The organism is Stenotrophomonas sp. NPDC077461 (assembly GCF_049545475.1).
Lineage (GTDB): Bacteria > Pseudomonadota > Gammaproteobacteria > Xanthomonadales > Xanthomonadaceae > Stenotrophomonas > Stenotrophomonas nematodicola.
Window position 1 is genome coordinate 38,629 of the sequence record NZ_JBMWDO010000003.1, and the last position, 15,154, is coordinate 53,782.

Sequence of the window (15,154 nt, forward strand, 5' to 3'; positions counted from 1 at the left end):
TTCTGTCCGCCCTCCGCCATCTGTGCAGAGGGCACCGGGCGGCCCATGCCAGGACCGTTGGCGGCATGGATGCCGCCATCGAGCCCCCACGGACGGGTTTACGGCGTGTCCTGGCATGGGCTGCCCGGTGCACTCCCCCCGTACGCCGTGGGCGCCGTGCCTTTGACGTCGCGCGCTTTTGCCGCGCCCAAACGAAAACGCGACAACAGGGCGCCCTGTTGCCGCGTTTGGAGAGCCGTTGTTGCAGGTCAGAAGGTGACGCTGATACCGGCCACCGGGCCCTTGAATTCCTGCTTCAGGCCGATGGTGCCGTCGCTGCCCTTCTTGTCGGCGTCGAGCTTGAACCAGTCGTAGCCGGCGAAGAGGCCGAAGTTCTGGGTGAGGCGGTAATCGACGATGGCATTGGCGCGGCTCAGGTCGCCCTTGTAGTCGTCGAAGTTGCCCCAGTCGGTGTTCAGGTACTGGCCCTGGAAGGTGATCATCCACTTTTCCGACGGGGTGAAGCTCAGGCGTGCGCCGACCACCGGGGCCACGCCGTCGGTCTTCTCATCCAGGAAGCGGCCCTGGTACAGATCGCCAACGTCGGCGTAGGCCTTGGTGCTGACCTTGGCGTATTCGGCACCGATCTGCAGGCCCAGGTCGAACGTGTCGGTGTCCACGACCGAATAGTCGTACACCAGGCTGGCCACCTGATACTTCAGCTCGCCCTTGACGAAGCTGCCTGCCGGGACATTGACGCCGCCGAAGCTGATGCCGTCATCCAGCGTTTCGCGGCGATCCTTGTCGTACTTGAAGTAGTTGAACAGCAGGCGCTGGCGGTCGCTGATGCGGAACATCCCGTCCACGCGCGGTTCCCATTCCTTGCCGCCAAGCTTGAAGTCCTCATCGAAGCCCACGTCCTGGCCCGCCACCGTGGTACTGCCGCGGAGCGTGTTGTCCGAATCGATGTTCATCGCGCCCAGGCGCAGCGCGAAGCGGTCGTCGCCCTCGGCGGCACTGGCGGTCTCTGCATGGGTGATCGCAGCCACGGCCAGTGGCAGGGCGAGGAGGGAAAGCATCAGGCGCATCGGTGTGTGTCCTTGCAGTGATTCATTGATGTGACATCACTCTGCCCAGACCGGCGTCCACCATTCGTGAACGTATGGTGGACGCTGTGTGTACCGTTCATGCGCGCGGAATGACCCCCGGTCCGGCGCGGTGGCCGGTACCGTGGTCCGATGGCGTTATGGCGCGGGTCAGGGCAGGACAAGGGGCGCCACCGCCGCAAAAAAAAGGGTGACCCCGAGAGGGCTTCGGGGTCACCCGGTACTGGCCTGCTCGCGGGACGCCGACGAGGATTCAGGAGCAGGCTGATCGATCAGACCGTGAGGTGCGACCAAAGTTCAATATGCTGCATCGCGTCATCGTCCACCCCTGTCCTGACGGGATTGGACCGTCGGTGGAACAGGCCTCTGGGCGCGTCCAACGGGTTGCTCACATCCGGGATGAACAGGGACCGGTTGTCTCTCAAATTGTCCCATTGCTATAATTTGGCGGCTCGACGAGGCGGTTGCTTGCGGCCTCGGCCTTTCCTACTCACAACCATGCAGGACATTCACGTGCTGAACTCCGTTGACGCGGGTCGGCGACTGATGCTGCGCGCAGCGGTTTACCCGCTCGCTGCAGTGGCTGTCCTGGCTCTGGCCCTGCTTCTGTGGGGTGGCCCGAAGGCAGCCCTGGGGGCGCTGGTCTCCGGCGTGGCGGTCTCGGCGGCCGGTTGGGTGGCGGCGCGGATGGCGCTGGGTGGCGGCGTGCAGGCGGCAGGCTCGGCGATGACCCGCCTGATCCTGGCAGTCGTGGCAAAGTGGGTGCTCGTATTCGGCGTCCTGATGGTGGGGTTCCTGGTCTTCAAGCTGCCTGCATTGGCGCTGTTGGCCGGTATCGCCGTCGGGTTGATGTTCCAGGTCCTGGCTCTGGCCAGGCGCTGATCCAATTTATTTAACTCAAGGTTCCGGACACATGGCAGGCGAGGCGCTAACTCCCACCTCCTACATCCAACATCACCTGCAGAATCTTGTGGTGATGCGTGACAGCCCGTGGGCGTTGCATCTGGATACTCTCGCCACCTCGCTCCTGATGGGCCTGGTCATGGTGTTCGGCTTCTGGCTGGCCACGCGCAAGGCGACCGCCGGCGTTCCGGGCAAGTGGCAGGCGTTCGTCGAGATCTGCCTGGAGTTCGTTGACCGCCAGGCCAAGGACACCTACCACGGCACCAGCAAGCTGGTGACCCCGATCGCGATCACGATCTTCTTCTGGATCCTCCTGATGAACCTCATCAAGATGATCCCGGCCGACTTCATCGGTTTCCCGATGAACGCCTTCACCGAGTGGGCGGCAGGCCAGATGGGCGCTGCCCATCCGCATGATTACGCCTTCTGGAAGCCGGTCCCGACCGCCGACGTCAATGCCACCCTCGGCATGTCGATCAGCGTGTTCTTCCTGATGCTGTTCTTCGGCCTGCGCTCCAAGGGTCTGGGCGGCTTCACCAAGGAATTCCTGACCGCGCCGTTCGGCAAGTGGATGCTGCCGTTCAACCTGATCCTCAACATCGTCGAGTGGCTGAGCAAGCCGATTTCGCTGGCGATGCGACTGTTCGGCAACATGTTCGGCGGCGAGATCGTCTTCCTGCTGATCTGGGTGCTGGGCGGTGCCGGTATCGCCGGTGCCATCGCGGGCGGTGCATTCGGCCTGGGCTGGATGCTGTTCCACCTGCTGGTGATTCCGCTGCAGGCGTTCATCTTCATGATGTTGTCCATCGTGTACCTGAGCCTGTCGGAAGACGCTCACTGAGTTCCGCTTCACCCTTCATCCGTTTGTTTCTAAACCCTTAGCTATTCAAAGTTCCAGGAGAAAACCATGTACTTCGCCGTCCTGACCAACCTCGCCCAAGTCCAGAGCTCCACCGTCCTCGCCGTCGGCATCATGATCGGCCTGGCCGCGCTGGGTGCCGGTCTCGGTCTGGCCATCATGGCCGGTAAGTTCCTGGAATCGGCTGCCCGTCAGCCGGAACTGATTCCGGTTCTGCAGGTCCGCATGTTCATCACCGCCGGCCTGATCGACGCCGCGTTCATCATCTCGGTCGCCGTCGGCCTGCTGCTGGCCTTCGCCAACCCGATGATCGGCGAGTTCGTTGCACGCCTGCCGCAGGTTGCTGGTTAATCCAGCAACAGCGAAACGATCAGGCGCCTTGTGCGCCTGATCGCGGATGAAGGATCGGATGCGCCGCCCAGGCGGCCCATCCACCCCGTCACCCCCGATTGAGCGAACCCCATGGATATCGGTTTTACCCTCGTTGCCCAGGGACTGGCGTTTGCCGGTCTGATCTGGATCATCGCGACCAAGATCTGGCCGCCGTTGATGAACGCCATCGAAGAGCGTCAGCAGAAGATCGCTGAAGGCCTCGCCGCTGCCGACCGCAGTCAGAAAGATCTGGCCCAGGCGCAGGAAAAGGTCAACGATGCCCTGAAGGATGCGCGCACCAAGGCCAACGAGATCATCGATCAGGCCCATGCCCGCGCCAACCAGATCGTTGATGCTGCCAAGAACGAAGCCATCGTCGAAGCCAACCGCCAGAAAGAACTGGCCCACGCCGAGATCGAAGCTGCCGCCAACCGTGCCCGTGAAGATCTGCGCAAGCAGGTGTCCGCGCTGGCCGTGAGCGGTGCCGAAAAGCTGCTCAAGCGCGAAATCGACGCCAACGCCCACAAGGCGCTGCTCGACGAGCTGGCATCGGAGATCTGATCGATGAGCCAGGCCCTCACGCTTGCACGCCCGTATGCCCGCGCCGCGTTCGCGACCGCGCGCGACGAAGGCACGTTCGCGCCGTGGTCGGACGCGCTTGCGTTCTCCGCCCACGTAGCTGCCGACCCGCGCGTGGCGGCCCTGCTGTCGAACCCGGAGCTGGAGCGCGACGACGCCGTCGCGTTGCTGGCGCCGGAATCGGCCGGCGAGACCTTCGGTCGCTTCCTCGCCATCCTGGCCGAGGCGCATCGCCTGCCGCTGCTGCCGGAAATCGCCGGCATGTACGACCAGCTGCGCGCCGAAGCGGAACACGTGGTCAAGGCCACGGTGACGTCCGCCACTGAACTGTCCGCATCGGAACTGGACGCCATCAAGGCCGCGCTGCGCAAGCGCTTCGGCCGCGAAGTGGAGGTGTCGACCGCCGTCGATGCGTCGCTGATCGGTGGTGCCGTGATCGATGCCGGCGACGTGGTGATCGATGGCTCGCTCAAGGGCAAGCTGTCGCGCCTGCAGACCGCGCTCGCTAACTGAATTCATTTAACGTCCGGCGTGACCGCCGGCACTAGGACTTGACGATGGCAACCACGCTCAACCCCTCCGAAATCAGCGAACTGATCAAGAACCGCATCGAGAAGGTCAAGCTGGCCGCGGAATCGCGCAACGAAGGCACCGTGACCAGCGTGTCCGACGGCATCGTGCGCATCTTCGGTCTGGCCGACGTGATGCAGGGCGAAATGATCGAACTGCCGAACAACACCTTCGCCCTGGCCCTGAACCTGGAGCGCGACTCGGTCGGCGCCGTGGTGCTGGGCGGCTACGAGCATCTGCGCGAAGGCGATGTCGCCAAGACCACCGGCCGCATCCTGGAAGTGCCGGTCGGTCCGGAACTGCTGGGCCGCGTCGTGAACGCGCTCGGTGAGCCGATCGACGGCAAGGGTCCGATCGCCGCGCAGGCCACCGCACCGGTGGAACGCGTCGCCCCGGGCGTGATCTGGCGCAAGTCGGTCGACCAGCCGGTGCAGACCGGTTACAAGTCCGTCGACTCGATGATTCCGATCGGCCGCGGCCAGCGCGAGCTGGTCATCGGTGACCGCCAGACCGGCAAGACCGCCCTGGCCATCGATGCGGTGATCAACCAGAAGGACACCGGCATCAAGTGCGTGTACGTCGCGATCGGCCAGAAGGCCTCGACCGTGGCCAACATCGTGCGCAAGCTGGAAGAGAACGGCGCCCTGGCCCACACCGTGGTCGTGGCCGCCACCGCGTCCGAATCGGCCGCCATGCAGTACATCAGCGCCTACTCGGGCTGCACCATGGGTGAGTACTTCATGGACCGCGGCGAAGATGCGCTGATCGTGTACGACGATCTGTCCAAGCAGGCCGTGGCCTACCGCCAGATCTCGCTGCTGCTGAAGCGTCCGCCGGGCCGTGAAGCCTACCCGGGCGACGTGTTCTACCTGCACTCCCGCCTGCTCGAGCGCGCCGCCCGCGTCTCCGAAGAGTACGTGGAGAAGTTCACCAACGGTGCCGTCAAGGGCAAGACCGGCTCGCTGACCGCGCTGCCGATCATTGAAACCCAGGCGGGTGACGTGTCGGCGTTCGTGCCGACCAACGTGATCTCGATCACCGACGGCCAGATCTTCCTGGAAACCGATCTGTTCAACTCCGGCATCCGCCCGGCCGTGAACGCCGGTATCTCGGTGTCGCGCGTCGGTGGTGCGGCCCAGACCAAGATCATCAAGAAGCTGTCCGGCGGCATCCGTATCTCGCTGGCCCAGTACCGTGAGCTCGCAGCCTTCGCGCAGTTCGCCTCGGACCTGGACGAAGCCACCCGCAAGCAGCTGGAGCGCGGTCAGCGCGTCACCGAGCTGATGAAGCAGAAGCAGTACGCCCCGATGTCGATCGCCAACCAGGCGCTGTCGATCTACGCCGTCAACGAGGGTTACCTCGACGACGTGCCGGTCAACAAGCTGCTGGCGTTCGAAGAAGGCCTGCATGCGCACTTCGCCAACACCCAGGGCGAGCTGGTCGGCAAGGTCAACGCCACCGGCGGTTGGGACAATGACATCGAAGCGGCCTTCAAGAAGGGCATCGCCGAGTTCAAGACCACCGGCAGCTGGTAAGACGCACGTGCGGCGGGGCTCTGCCCCGCCTCACCGTTGAATGCAGCGGGGCTGAGCCCCGCTCTACGGGAATCAAAGATGGCAAGCGGACGCGAAATCAAAACCAAGATCAAGAGCGTGCAGAACACCCGCAAGGTGACGCGCGCGCTCGAAATGGTCTCGGCTTCCAAAATCCGCAAGGCGCAGGAGCGGATGAAGACGTCGCGTCCGTACGCGCAGGCGATGAAGCAGGTGATCGGCCACCTGGCGCAGGCCAGCACCGACTACCAGCATCCGTTCCTGGTCCAGCGCGATGACGTGAAGCGCGTTGGCTACATCGTGGTCTCTTCCGACCGCGGCCTGGCCGGCGGCCTGAACAACAACCTGTTCCGCAAAATGCTCGGCGAAGTCCGCGAGTGGCAGGACAAGGGCGCCGAGATCGACGTGGTGACCATCGGCCAGAAGGCATCCACCTTCTTCCGCCGGGTCAAGGTCAACATGGTGGGTACCGTCACCCACATGGGCGACGTGCCGCACCTGGAACAGCTGATCGGCGTGATCAAGGTGATGCTTGATGCATTCACCGAGGGCAAGGTCGACCGCGTGTACCTGGTCTACAACCGCTTCATCAACACGATGACCCAGAAGGCCAGCTTCGACCAGCTGCTGCCGTTGCCGGCCGCTGAAAAGCAGGTCGCGCACCACGACTGGGATTACCTGTACGAACCCGACGCCGCGACCGTGCTGGAGCACGTGATGACGCGTTACGTCGAATCGCTGGTGTACCAGGCTGTACTGGAAAACGTGGCCTCCGAGCATGCGGCACGCATGGTCGCGATGAAGTCGGCCAGCGACAACGCGAACAAGCTGATCGGAACCCTGCAGCTCGTCTACAACAAGGCGCGCCAGGCAGCGATCACCCAGGAAATTTCGGAAATCGTCGGCGGCGCGGCAGCAGTCTGACGCGCGCAGTCAAAGCATTTAATTTAGAGGATGCAGCAATGAGTCAGGGCAAGATCGTTCAGATCATCGGCGCCGTCGTCGACGTGGAATTCCCCCGCGAGTCGGTGCCGAAGGTGTACCACGCGCTGAAGGTGGACAACACCGAAATCACGCTGGAAGTGCAGCAGCAGCTGGGTGACGGCGTGGTCCGCTGCATCGCGCTGGGCTCCACCGACGGCCTGAAGCGCAACCTGGTGGCCACCAACACCGAACGCGCCATCTCGGTGCCGGTCGGTGCAGGCACCCTGGGCCGCATCATGGACGTGCTGGGCCGTCCGATCGACGAAGCCGGCCCGGTGGCCGCCAGCGACAGCTGGGAAATCCACCGCGAGGCCCCGTCGTACGAAGACCAGTCCCCGGCCACCGAGCTGCTGGAAACCGGCATCAAGGTCATCGACCTGATGTGCCCGTTCGCCAAGGGCGGCAAGGTCGGCCTGTTCGGCGGCGCCGGCGTCGGCAAGACCGTCAACATGATGGAACTGATCAACAACATCGCCAAGGCGCACAGCGGTCTGTCCGTGTTTGCCGGCGTGGGCGAGCGTACCCGTGAGGGCAACGACTTCTACCACGAGATGAAGGACTCCAACGTCCTGGACAAGGTCGCGATGGTGTACGGCCAGATGAACGAGCCGCCGGGCAACCGTCTGCGCGTTGCGCTGACCGGCCTGACGATGGCCGAGTACTTCCGCGACGAGAAGGACGAAAACGGCAAGGGCAAGGACGTGCTGCTGTTCGTCGACAACATCTACCGCTACACCCTGGCCGGTACCGAAGTGTCGGCACTGCTGGGTCGTATGCCGTCGGCCGTGGGCTACCAGCCGACCCTGGCCGAGGAAATGGGCGTCCTGCAGGAGCGCATCACCTCGACCAAGAACGGTTCGATCACCTCGATCCAGGCCGTGTACGTGCCCGCGGATGACTTGACCGACCCGAGCCCGGCGACCACCTTCGCCCACCTCGACGCTACCGTCGTACTGTCGCGTGACATCGCCTCCCTGGGTATCTACCCGGCGGTCGATCCGCTCGACTCGACTTCGCGTCAGCTGGATCCGCTGGTCATCGGCCAGGAGCACTACGACACCGCTCGCGGCGTTCAGTACGTGCTGCAGCGCTACAAGGAGCTGAAGGACATCATCGCGATCCTCGGTATGGACGAACTGTCCGAGACCGACAAGCAGCTGGTATCCCGTGCTCGTAAGATCCAGCGCTTCCTGTCCCAGCCGTTCTTCGTGGCCGAAGTCTTCACTGGCTCGCCAGGCAAGTACGTGCCGCTGAAGGAAACCATCCGTGGTTTCTCCGGCATCCTCAATGGCGAATACGACCACCTGCCGGAACAGGCGTTCTACATGGTCGGCAGCATCGAAGAAGCGGTCGAGAAGGCCAAGAAGATGGCCGAGAAGGCCTGATGCGGCAGGAACGGGCATGGCCCGTTCCGACCGTGACACGGGGTGGGCCCAGGCCCACCGCTGCGGAAAACCTGCGGTGGGTTCAACCCGCCCCCTAGCGAAGAGAGTTTCATGAGCACCATCCGTTGCGACATCGTCAGCGCCGAGCAGGAAATCTTCCGTGGCGAGGCTACCCTGGTCGTGGCCACCGGTGAGCTGGGCGAACTGGGCATCGCGCCCAAGCACGCCCCGCTGATCACGCGCCTCAAGCCGGGCAAGGTGGTGGTGACCACGCCGAGCGGCGAGCAGTTGGATTTCGCCATCTCCGGCGGCATCCTCGAAGTGCAGCCGCAGGTGGTGACCGTGCTGGCCGACACCGCGATCCGCGCACAGGACATCGACGAAGCCTCGGTCCGCAAGGCCAAGGAAGAAGCCGAGCGCATCCTGGCCAACCGTGGCGAAGCGATGGAAGTGGCCGAAGCCCAGCAGCGTCTGGCCGAAGTCACCGCCCAGCTGCAGGCCCTCGAGCGCCTGCGCAAGAATCTGAAGCACTAAGCGGTAGGGCGCGACGGCGCCCGCTGCGAAGGGAGAACGCCGGCTTGCCGGCGTTTTTTTTTGTCAGCGGTAGACCACGTGCCGCAGCAGCACGAAGGACACCGCCGCCAGTGCCGCTTCGACCAGCGGCTTGGCCAGCCACGCGTTGTGCAGGCCCAGGTGGGTGGCCACCAGCGCCACCAGCACCGTACTGATCGCCGTCAGCAGCAGCCAGACGGCCAGGAAGCGCGCGAAGCGGCGCCAGCCGAGCCGCTGGCGACCCTGCTCGGCAAAGGTGTAGCGGCCATTGAGCCAGAAGCCGAGCAGCATCCCGCCGACGCGGCCGATCAGATTGCCCGGTACCGCGGGCACGCCCAGCGCGGTGGCGCCCACGAACAGCGCCCAGTCCAGTGCCAGCTGGAGCAGGCCGATGGCGAGATAGCTGCTGCCCTGGCGGATCAGGCTCACGGAGTGTTCCGCGCGGAAGGAGTCCACATGTTAACGAGCGTGGCACTAGAATTCGCTTCTACGATTCCCTGGAACGCGATCGACCATGACCCAGCCCCTGCACGTGATCATCCTGGCCGCCGGTGCCGGCAAGCGCATGAAGTCGGCGCTGCCCAAAGTGCTGCAGCCGATTGCCGGGCAACCGATGCTCGCCCACGTGATCGAGGCGGCGCGTGACCTGCAGCCGGCCGCCATCCATGTCGTCTACGGGCACGGCGGTGACGCCGTGCAGCGTGCATTCGCCGACCAGCCCGACCTGCGCTGGGCCGAGCAGTCCCGACAACTCGGTACCGGACATGCGGTGTTGCAGGCGATGCCCGACGTGCCTGACGCCGCCACGGTGCTGGTGCTGTACGGCGACGTGCCGCTGATCCGCGCCGACACCCTGCGCCATCTGCTGTCCCAGCCTGGACGGCTGGCGGTGCTGGTGGCTGAAGTCGCCAATCCCACCGGGTATGGCCGCATCGTGCGCAACGCCGAAGGCAAGGTCGCCGCGATCGTCGAACAGAAGGACGCCAACGACGAGCAGCGCGCCATCCGCACCATCAATACCGGCATCATCACCGCCGAGTCGACCGCGCTGCGTCGGTGGCTGTCCCAGCTCTCCAACGCCAACGCGCAGGGCGAGTACTACCTCACCGACGTGTTCGCAGCGGCCGCCGGCGACTACACCCCGGCGGAGATGGCGTTCGTGCACGACGCGCAGGAGGCCGAAGGCGCCAACGACCCGTGGCAGCTGTCCCAGCTCGAACGTGCCTGGCAGCTGCGCGCGGTGCGTGCGCTGTGCGCGCAGGGCGCACGCGTGCTGGACCCGGCGCGCCTGGACATCCGTGGCACGGTGCGCGTGGGCAGCGATGTGCAGATCGACGTCAACGTGATCCTGGAAGGCGACGTGGTGCTGGGTGACGGCGTCAGCATCGGCGCGTTCACCCGGCTCAAGGACGTCACGCTCGCAGCCGGCACCGTGGTCAAACCGCATTGCGACCTGGACGGGGTGGTCAGCGAGGGCGCGGCCGACATCGGCCCGTTCGCGCGCCTGCGTCCCGGCACGGTGCTCGCCGAAGGCACGCACGTGGGCAATTTCGTGGAGACCAAGAAGGTGGTGCTGGGCGCGGGCAGCAAGGCCAACCACCTCACCTATCTGGGCGATGCGGTGATCGGCAGCAAGGTCAACATCGGTGCCGGCACCATCACCTGCAACTACGATGGGGTGAACAAGTCGCAGACCACCATCGGCGACCACGCCTTCATCGGCTCCAACAGTTCGCTGGTGGCGCCGGTGGAGATCGGACAGGGCGCGACCATCGCGGCCGGTTCGGTGATCACCCGGACCGCGCCCGAGGGCAAGCTGACCGTGGCGCGTGCGCGCCAGGAGACGATCGATGGGTGGAAGCGGCCGGTGAAGCGGTAAGGCGCGACGCCCAACGCGCGTCTCCGCCTGCCGGCGATTACACCGGCAGGAAAACCGCCACGCACAGACCGCCTTCGCGGCGGTTCTGCAGCGAGATGCGGCCGCCGTGTGCCTCGACGATCTCGCGCGTGAGCGCCAGGCCCAGGCCGGTGCCGTTGCGCTTGGTCGAGTAGAACGGCATCAGCGCGTTCTGCAGCACCGCCTCGTTCATGCCCTTGCCGCGGTCCAGGACTTCCAGCCGCACCCACTGCGGCAGGCGGGTCAGCCGCAGCTCGACATCGTCGTTGGGCGGTTCGGCTTCGCTGCAGGCTTCGTGCGCGTTCTTGAGCAGGTTGAGCAGCGCCTGGCCCAACTGGGCGATGTCCACCCGGCTGTGCAGATCGTCGGCAATGGCCTCCATGCGGAACGGAATCTGGTGTTGGAGGCTGGTCAGGAACTGCAGCCACTGCACGTTCTGCAACTGCGGTTGCGGCAGCTTGGCGAAGCGTGCGTAGCCCCGGATGAACCCCTCCAGATGCCGGGCGCGCTCTTCGATGGTGGCGAACACTTCTTCCAGCCGTTCGGTCTTGCCACGCCGGACCAGTTCGCCGCCGGAGTGCGCCAACGAGGCGATCGGTGCCAGCGAGTTGTTGAGCTCGTGGCTGATGACGCGGATCACCTTCTTCCAGGTCTGCACTTCCTGCCGGCGCAGCTCGGCGGTGAGCAGGCGGATCAGCAGAAGATCGTGCGGACGGCCGTTGAGATGGAAGTTGCGCCGCGACAGGTGATAGACCTGCTCGTCGTCCTCGTCGCCTTCCTCTTCGCGGACCGCAAACAGGCTGTCGCCGCCACGCTGGATGGCGTCGCGCAGTTCCACCGGCATGGTCTCCAGCACGTCCTGCATGCGCTGGCCTTCCAGTTTCCAGCCGTGGTGCAGCAGCTTGCGTGCGGCCAGGTTGGAGAACACCACGCGCTGCACGCCGTCGCCGCCATTGGCCAGCAGCAGCATCGATACGGGGGTGTTCTGCACCATCGTGTCCAGCAGCAGCTCGCGCTGGACCAGGCCCTGGCGCTGCTCACGCAGCACGTCGCCCAGGTCGCGGTGCGCCTGCACCAGGTCCCCCAGCTCGTCGTTGCCGGGCCAGTACACGCTGAAGTTGTACTCGCCGTCGCGGTAGCTGCTGGTGGTGCCGGACAGCGCGCGCAGCAGCGAACGCACCGGTGCGGTCGCGCGGCGCAGGCTCCACCACATCAGCGACAACAGCACCACGATGGAAATCGCGGTGACCGCCCAGCCGTGGTCCAGCCAGAACGCCAGGTACCACGGGAATGCGGCAGCCAGGGCAAGCACCGGCAGCAGGCGCAGGAACAGCCGTAAGGTGAATGAGCGCCGCTTCATTCGCGCGGGATGCCGTAACGGTCCATGCGCCGGTACAGCGCCTGGCGGCTGAGCCCGAGTTCGGCAGCGGTCTGGGCGATGATGCCGTGGTTGTGGGCCAATGCCGCTTCGATCCGGCTGCGATCCGGATCCACCGTTGGACTGGCGGCGCGGGGCGCTGCGGCGCGTGGCAGATTGAGATCACCCACCTCGATACGTGGGCCCATTGCCAGCAGGCCGGCGCGTTGCAGCACGTTGCGCAGCTCACGCACGTTGCCCGGCCAGCCGTGCCGCTGCAGCGCGGTGGCTGCCGCCGTGGACAACGGCTTGCCACTGTCCAGGAAACGCTCGGCCAGGGGCAGGATGTCGCCGGGTCGCTCGGCCAACGGCGGCAGCGCCAGCTCGACGGTATTGAGGCGGTAGTACAGATCCTCGCGGAACTGGCCGTCGCGGATCATGGCCGGCAGGTCGGCGTTGGTGGCGCTGATCACACGCACCTTGACCTGGCGTTCGCGGTTGGAGCCCAGTCGCTCGAAGCGCCCGGTCTCAAGCACGCGCAGCAGCTTCATCTGCCCGCCCAGTGACAGGTTGCCGATCTCGTCCAGGAACAACGTGCCGCCGTCGGCGGCCTCGAACTTGCCTTCACGCGCTTTGTTGGCGCCGGTGTAGGCACCCGCTTCGGCACCGAACAGTTCGGCCTCGATCAGCTCGGACGGAATCGCGCCGCAGTTGAGCGCGACGAACGGGCCCTTGGCGACCAGCGAATTGGCCTGGATGATCTCGGCAATCTTCTCTTTGCCGGCGCCGTTCGGGCCGGTGATCAGCACCGGCAGTGCCGAGCGGGCCACCTGGCAGGCCAGATTGACCACGCGCTCGCTGGCCGGGTCGGCCACCACCGCTCCGCGCAGGTCATAACGGGCTTCCAGCGCCGAGCGGTCGCGCAGTTCACGCTCGCGGCGGCGGTCCAGCTCGCGCCGGGTCTCGGACAGCTCCAGCAGATTGTTGACCGTGGTCAGCAGCTTGCGGTCGTCCCACGGCTTGGCCAGGTAGTCGGCCGCGCCGGCCTTGACCAGGTCCACCGCACTGCTGAGGTGCGTCCAGGCAGTGAGCAGGATCACCGGCAGATCCGGATGGCGGGCGCGTATCTGCTCGAACAGCGCTTCGCCTTCCTCACCGGAGGTGGTGTCCTCGGTGAAGTTCATGTCCTGGATCACCAGGTCGACCGGCTGCTGTTCCAGCAGGGCCAACCCGGCCTCGGGCGACAGCGCATGCAGCGCATCGATGTCGTGCAGGGAGAACAGCACCTCCAGCGCGGTGCCGACGCTGGCGTTGTCGTCAATGATCAGAATCGAAGGCATGCGTCATCGGGGGCCGGTAAGTGGGATCAAGAGTACCGGAGCGCCGGGCCAACGTGCAGACGGCCCGGCGCGGGCCACCTCAGCCGCGCGGGCTGGGCGGCGGAGGCGGTGCCGGCGGTGCCGGCGCATCGACAGGCACCACGTTGCGCCACGCGGCGGTATTGACCTCCACGGTGGCCTCGCTGCCGCGGCGCAGCACCGTCACCGGCAACCGGGTGCGGCTGCTGCGGGCCAGCACCTCGCTCACATCGTCGATCCGCCGCACCGGCCTGCCGTCCACACGCAGAATCCGGTCGCCGCTGCGGACGCCGAAGTAGCCGTCCGGTTCGGTGGTGGTGACGCGCACGATGCCGTTGCTGGCATCCACCACCAGATGGTGGTCGGTATCGCGCCACTCCAGGCGCGCGGTCTCGGTCTGGGCGGCGGCCACCGCCGGGGCGCTGGCCAGCAGAAGGCTCAGCAGCAGGGGCGCGATTCGGGTCTGGCGCATCTCAGGCACTCCGGGTGGCAACGGCAGGGGGAACGGCGGCGGCGCGGCGTGCCGGGCCGAAGACGGCGATCTGGCCCAGCAGCCACAGCAGCACCGCGCCGATCGGCAGGTAGCTGAGGGGCATGCGCGGCAGCTCGTAGTTGTTCATCAGGTACAGATTGATCGTGTAGGCCATCAGCATGCCGAGCACGATGCCCACCGTGGCCAGCAGGAAGTTCTCCGTCTGGAAGTAGCGCAGGATCTGGCTGCGGGTCGCGCCCAGGGCACGACGGATGCCGATCTGCTTGGTGCGCTGCTGCACCCAGAAGCTGGCCAGACCGACGATGCCCAGGGCGGTCACCACCAGCAGCGCGACGCACACGGTGATGAGCAGGCCCACCATCGCACGGTCGTTGGCGAAATACTTTTCGCGCTGCTCCTGATAGGTGACCTTGGCCCGCACCAGTCGGCTCGAATCGACCCGTTCCAGTGCGGCGACGGCAGCCTTGATCACTTCGTCGCGTCGTGCCGGGTCGGTGACGCGGATCAGGTAGAAGCCCATGTCGTAGGACATGCGCACCGGCAGCAGCATCGAGTCATGCGTATCGCCGTTGACCCGGGTCGGGCGGCCGAGCTCCTTGACCACGCCGGTAACGCGCAGCGGGGAGCGGCCGCTGTAGATCGTCTTGCCGAGCGCATCGCCATCCGGATACAGCTTGTCGGCGGCAGACTTGGTCAGAATCACTGAGCTGCCCGTGGTTTCTGTGGTCGGATCGCTGACCACGTCCTGGTACTCGCGATACTCGCCGGGCTGGAAATCGGTGCCGGCGATCAGTTCCAGGCCAAGCGTGTCGACCGTCCCTTCCCGGGCAAAGTACTGCGACGCGTTGAGCGTGGGGCGCTCCTGGTCGGGAACGCGCGACAGGCTGGTGTTCCAGGAGTTGTTCCGGAACGGCAGCTGGTTGATGGCCACTACGCTCTTGACGCCCGGCACGCTCTGCAGCGCGGCCAGGTCTTCGCGGGTACGCGCCTCGACGTTGACCTGCTTGCCGATGCCGCCGAGGCGCACTTCCACCAGTTCATCCTCGGCGATGCCGCTGGGTTGGTTGATGGTCTCGATGCGTTGCCCGATCAGGAACAGCGCGTTGCAGACAATCGCGCAGGTCAGCGCGATCTCCAGCACGATCAGGGCGGCGGCGGTCTTGTGCCGGCGCAGTGTGGTGAGAATGGGGCGGATATCCATCATGTG

General features: G+C 65.6%; 16 protein-coding genes. 10 read left to right on the plus strand and 6 right to left on the minus strand.

Going from position 1 to position 15,154, the window contains the following annotated elements; translation table 11 throughout:
- Positions 1 to 248: 248 nt before the first annotated feature.
- Positions 249 to 1,058, minus strand: coding sequence for a hypothetical protein (locus tag ACPEH8_RS06780; RefSeq protein ID WP_026070584.1), 810 nt, complete (start codon positions 1,056 to 1,058; stop codon positions 249 to 251).
- 540 nt (positions 1,059 to 1,598) lie between these two features.
- On the opposite strand from ACPEH8_RS06780, the gene ACPEH8_RS06785 reads away from it, so the two are divergent.
- The 9 genes from ACPEH8_RS06785 to ACPEH8_RS06825 all read left to right on the plus strand — a co-directional run bounded on the left by ACPEH8_RS06785 (position 1,599) and on the right by ACPEH8_RS06825 (position 8,824).
- The gene (locus ACPEH8_RS06785; protein WP_026070583.1) at positions 1,599 to 1,967 is read left to right on the plus strand and encodes a hypothetical protein; all 369 of its coding nucleotides are present in this window, start codon (positions 1,599 to 1,601) and stop codon (positions 1,965 to 1,967) included.
- A gap of 31 nt (positions 1,968 to 1,998) precedes the next feature.
- A complete protein-coding gene (atpB, locus tag ACPEH8_RS06790) occupies positions 1,999 to 2,829 on the plus strand; it encodes a F0F1 ATP synthase subunit A (RefSeq protein ID WP_017354884.1) in 831 nt (276 codons plus the stop codon).
- 66 nt (positions 2,830 to 2,895) lie between these two features.
- The gene (gene atpE, locus ACPEH8_RS06795) at positions 2,896 to 3,198 is read left to right on the plus strand and encodes a F0F1 ATP synthase subunit C (RefSeq protein ID WP_017354883.1); all 303 of its coding nucleotides are present in this window, start codon (positions 2,896 to 2,898) and stop codon (positions 3,196 to 3,198) included.
- A gap of 111 nt (positions 3,199 to 3,309) precedes the next feature.
- Positions 3,310 to 3,780 (plus strand): F0F1 ATP synthase subunit B, encoded by a 471-nt coding sequence (locus tag ACPEH8_RS06800; protein ID WP_017354882.1) that lies wholly within the window; start codon positions 3,310 to 3,312, stop codon positions 3,778 to 3,780.
- 3 nt (positions 3,781 to 3,783) lie between these two features.
- Complete coding sequence (locus ACPEH8_RS06805; protein ID WP_017354881.1) at positions 3,784 to 4,311, plus strand: F0F1 ATP synthase subunit delta; 528 nt, start codon at positions 3,784 to 3,786, stop codon at positions 4,309 to 4,311.
- 44 nt (positions 4,312 to 4,355) lie between these two features.
- The gene (gene atpA, locus ACPEH8_RS06810; protein WP_017354880.1) at positions 4,356 to 5,903 is read left to right on the plus strand and encodes a F0F1 ATP synthase subunit alpha; all 1,548 of its coding nucleotides are present in this window, start codon (positions 4,356 to 4,358) and stop codon (positions 5,901 to 5,903) included.
- Positions 5,904 to 5,981: 78 nt separating this feature from the next.
- Positions 5,982 to 6,845: a F0F1 ATP synthase subunit gamma gene (gene atpG / locus ACPEH8_RS06815; protein WP_017354879.1), complete on the plus strand. Its 864-nt coding sequence runs from the start codon at positions 5,982 to 5,984 to the stop codon at positions 6,843 to 6,845.
- A 38-nt stretch (positions 6,846 to 6,883) separates the two neighbouring features.
- The gene (atpD, locus tag ACPEH8_RS06820; protein WP_423666365.1) at positions 6,884 to 8,290 is read left to right on the plus strand and encodes a F0F1 ATP synthase subunit beta; all 1,407 of its coding nucleotides are present in this window, start codon (positions 6,884 to 6,886) and stop codon (positions 8,288 to 8,290) included.
- A gap of 111 nt (positions 8,291 to 8,401) precedes the next feature.
- Positions 8,402 to 8,824, plus strand: coding sequence for a F0F1 ATP synthase subunit epsilon (locus ACPEH8_RS06825; protein WP_017354877.1), 423 nt, complete (start codon positions 8,402 to 8,404; stop codon positions 8,822 to 8,824).
- Between the two features lie 63 nt (positions 8,825 to 8,887).
- On the opposite strand, the gene ACPEH8_RS06830 is transcribed toward ACPEH8_RS06825, so the two are convergent.
- Positions 8,888 to 9,271 carry a GtrA family protein gene (locus tag ACPEH8_RS06830; protein WP_136005233.1) on the minus strand — a complete coding sequence of 128 codons (384 nt, stop codon included), beginning with the start codon at positions 9,269 to 9,271 and terminating at the stop codon, positions 8,888 to 8,890.
- 85 nt (positions 9,272 to 9,356) lie between these two features.
- Between ACPEH8_RS06830 and glmU the strand changes: the two genes are divergently transcribed.
- Positions 9,357 to 10,721, plus strand: a complete 1,365-nt coding sequence (gene glmU / locus ACPEH8_RS06835; RefSeq protein ID WP_423666367.1) for a bifunctional UDP-N-acetylglucosamine diphosphorylase/glucosamine-1-phosphate N-acetyltransferase GlmU — start codon at positions 9,357 to 9,359, stop codon at positions 10,719 to 10,721.
- Positions 10,722 to 10,758: 37 nt separating this feature from the next.
- On the opposite strand, the gene ACPEH8_RS06840 is transcribed toward glmU, so the two are convergent.
- The 4 genes from ACPEH8_RS06840 to ACPEH8_RS06855 all read right to left on the minus strand — a co-directional run bounded on the left by ACPEH8_RS06840 (position 10,759) and on the right by ACPEH8_RS06855 (position 15,148).
- Positions 10,759 to 12,099, minus strand: coding sequence for a sensor histidine kinase (locus tag ACPEH8_RS06840; protein ID WP_017354874.1), 1,341 nt, complete (start codon positions 12,097 to 12,099; stop codon positions 10,759 to 10,761).
- Positions 12,096 to 13,436 (minus strand): sigma-54-dependent transcriptional regulator, encoded by a 1,341-nt coding sequence (locus ACPEH8_RS06845; protein ID WP_017354873.1) that lies wholly within the window; start codon positions 13,434 to 13,436, stop codon positions 12,096 to 12,098. Before ACPEH8_RS06845 ends, ACPEH8_RS06840 begins: the two co-directional genes overlap by 4 nt.
- Before the next feature lie 79 nt (positions 13,437 to 13,515).
- Entirely contained in the window at positions 13,516 to 13,926 is a 411-nt protein-coding gene (locus tag ACPEH8_RS06850) for a PDZ domain-containing protein (protein ID WP_153164809.1), read from the minus strand.
- Between the two features lies 1 nt (position 13,927).
- Complete coding sequence (locus ACPEH8_RS06855; protein WP_026070580.1) at positions 13,928 to 15,148, minus strand: ABC transporter permease; 1,221 nt, start codon at positions 15,146 to 15,148, stop codon at positions 13,928 to 13,930.
- Positions 15,149 to 15,154: the final 6 nt, after the last annotated feature.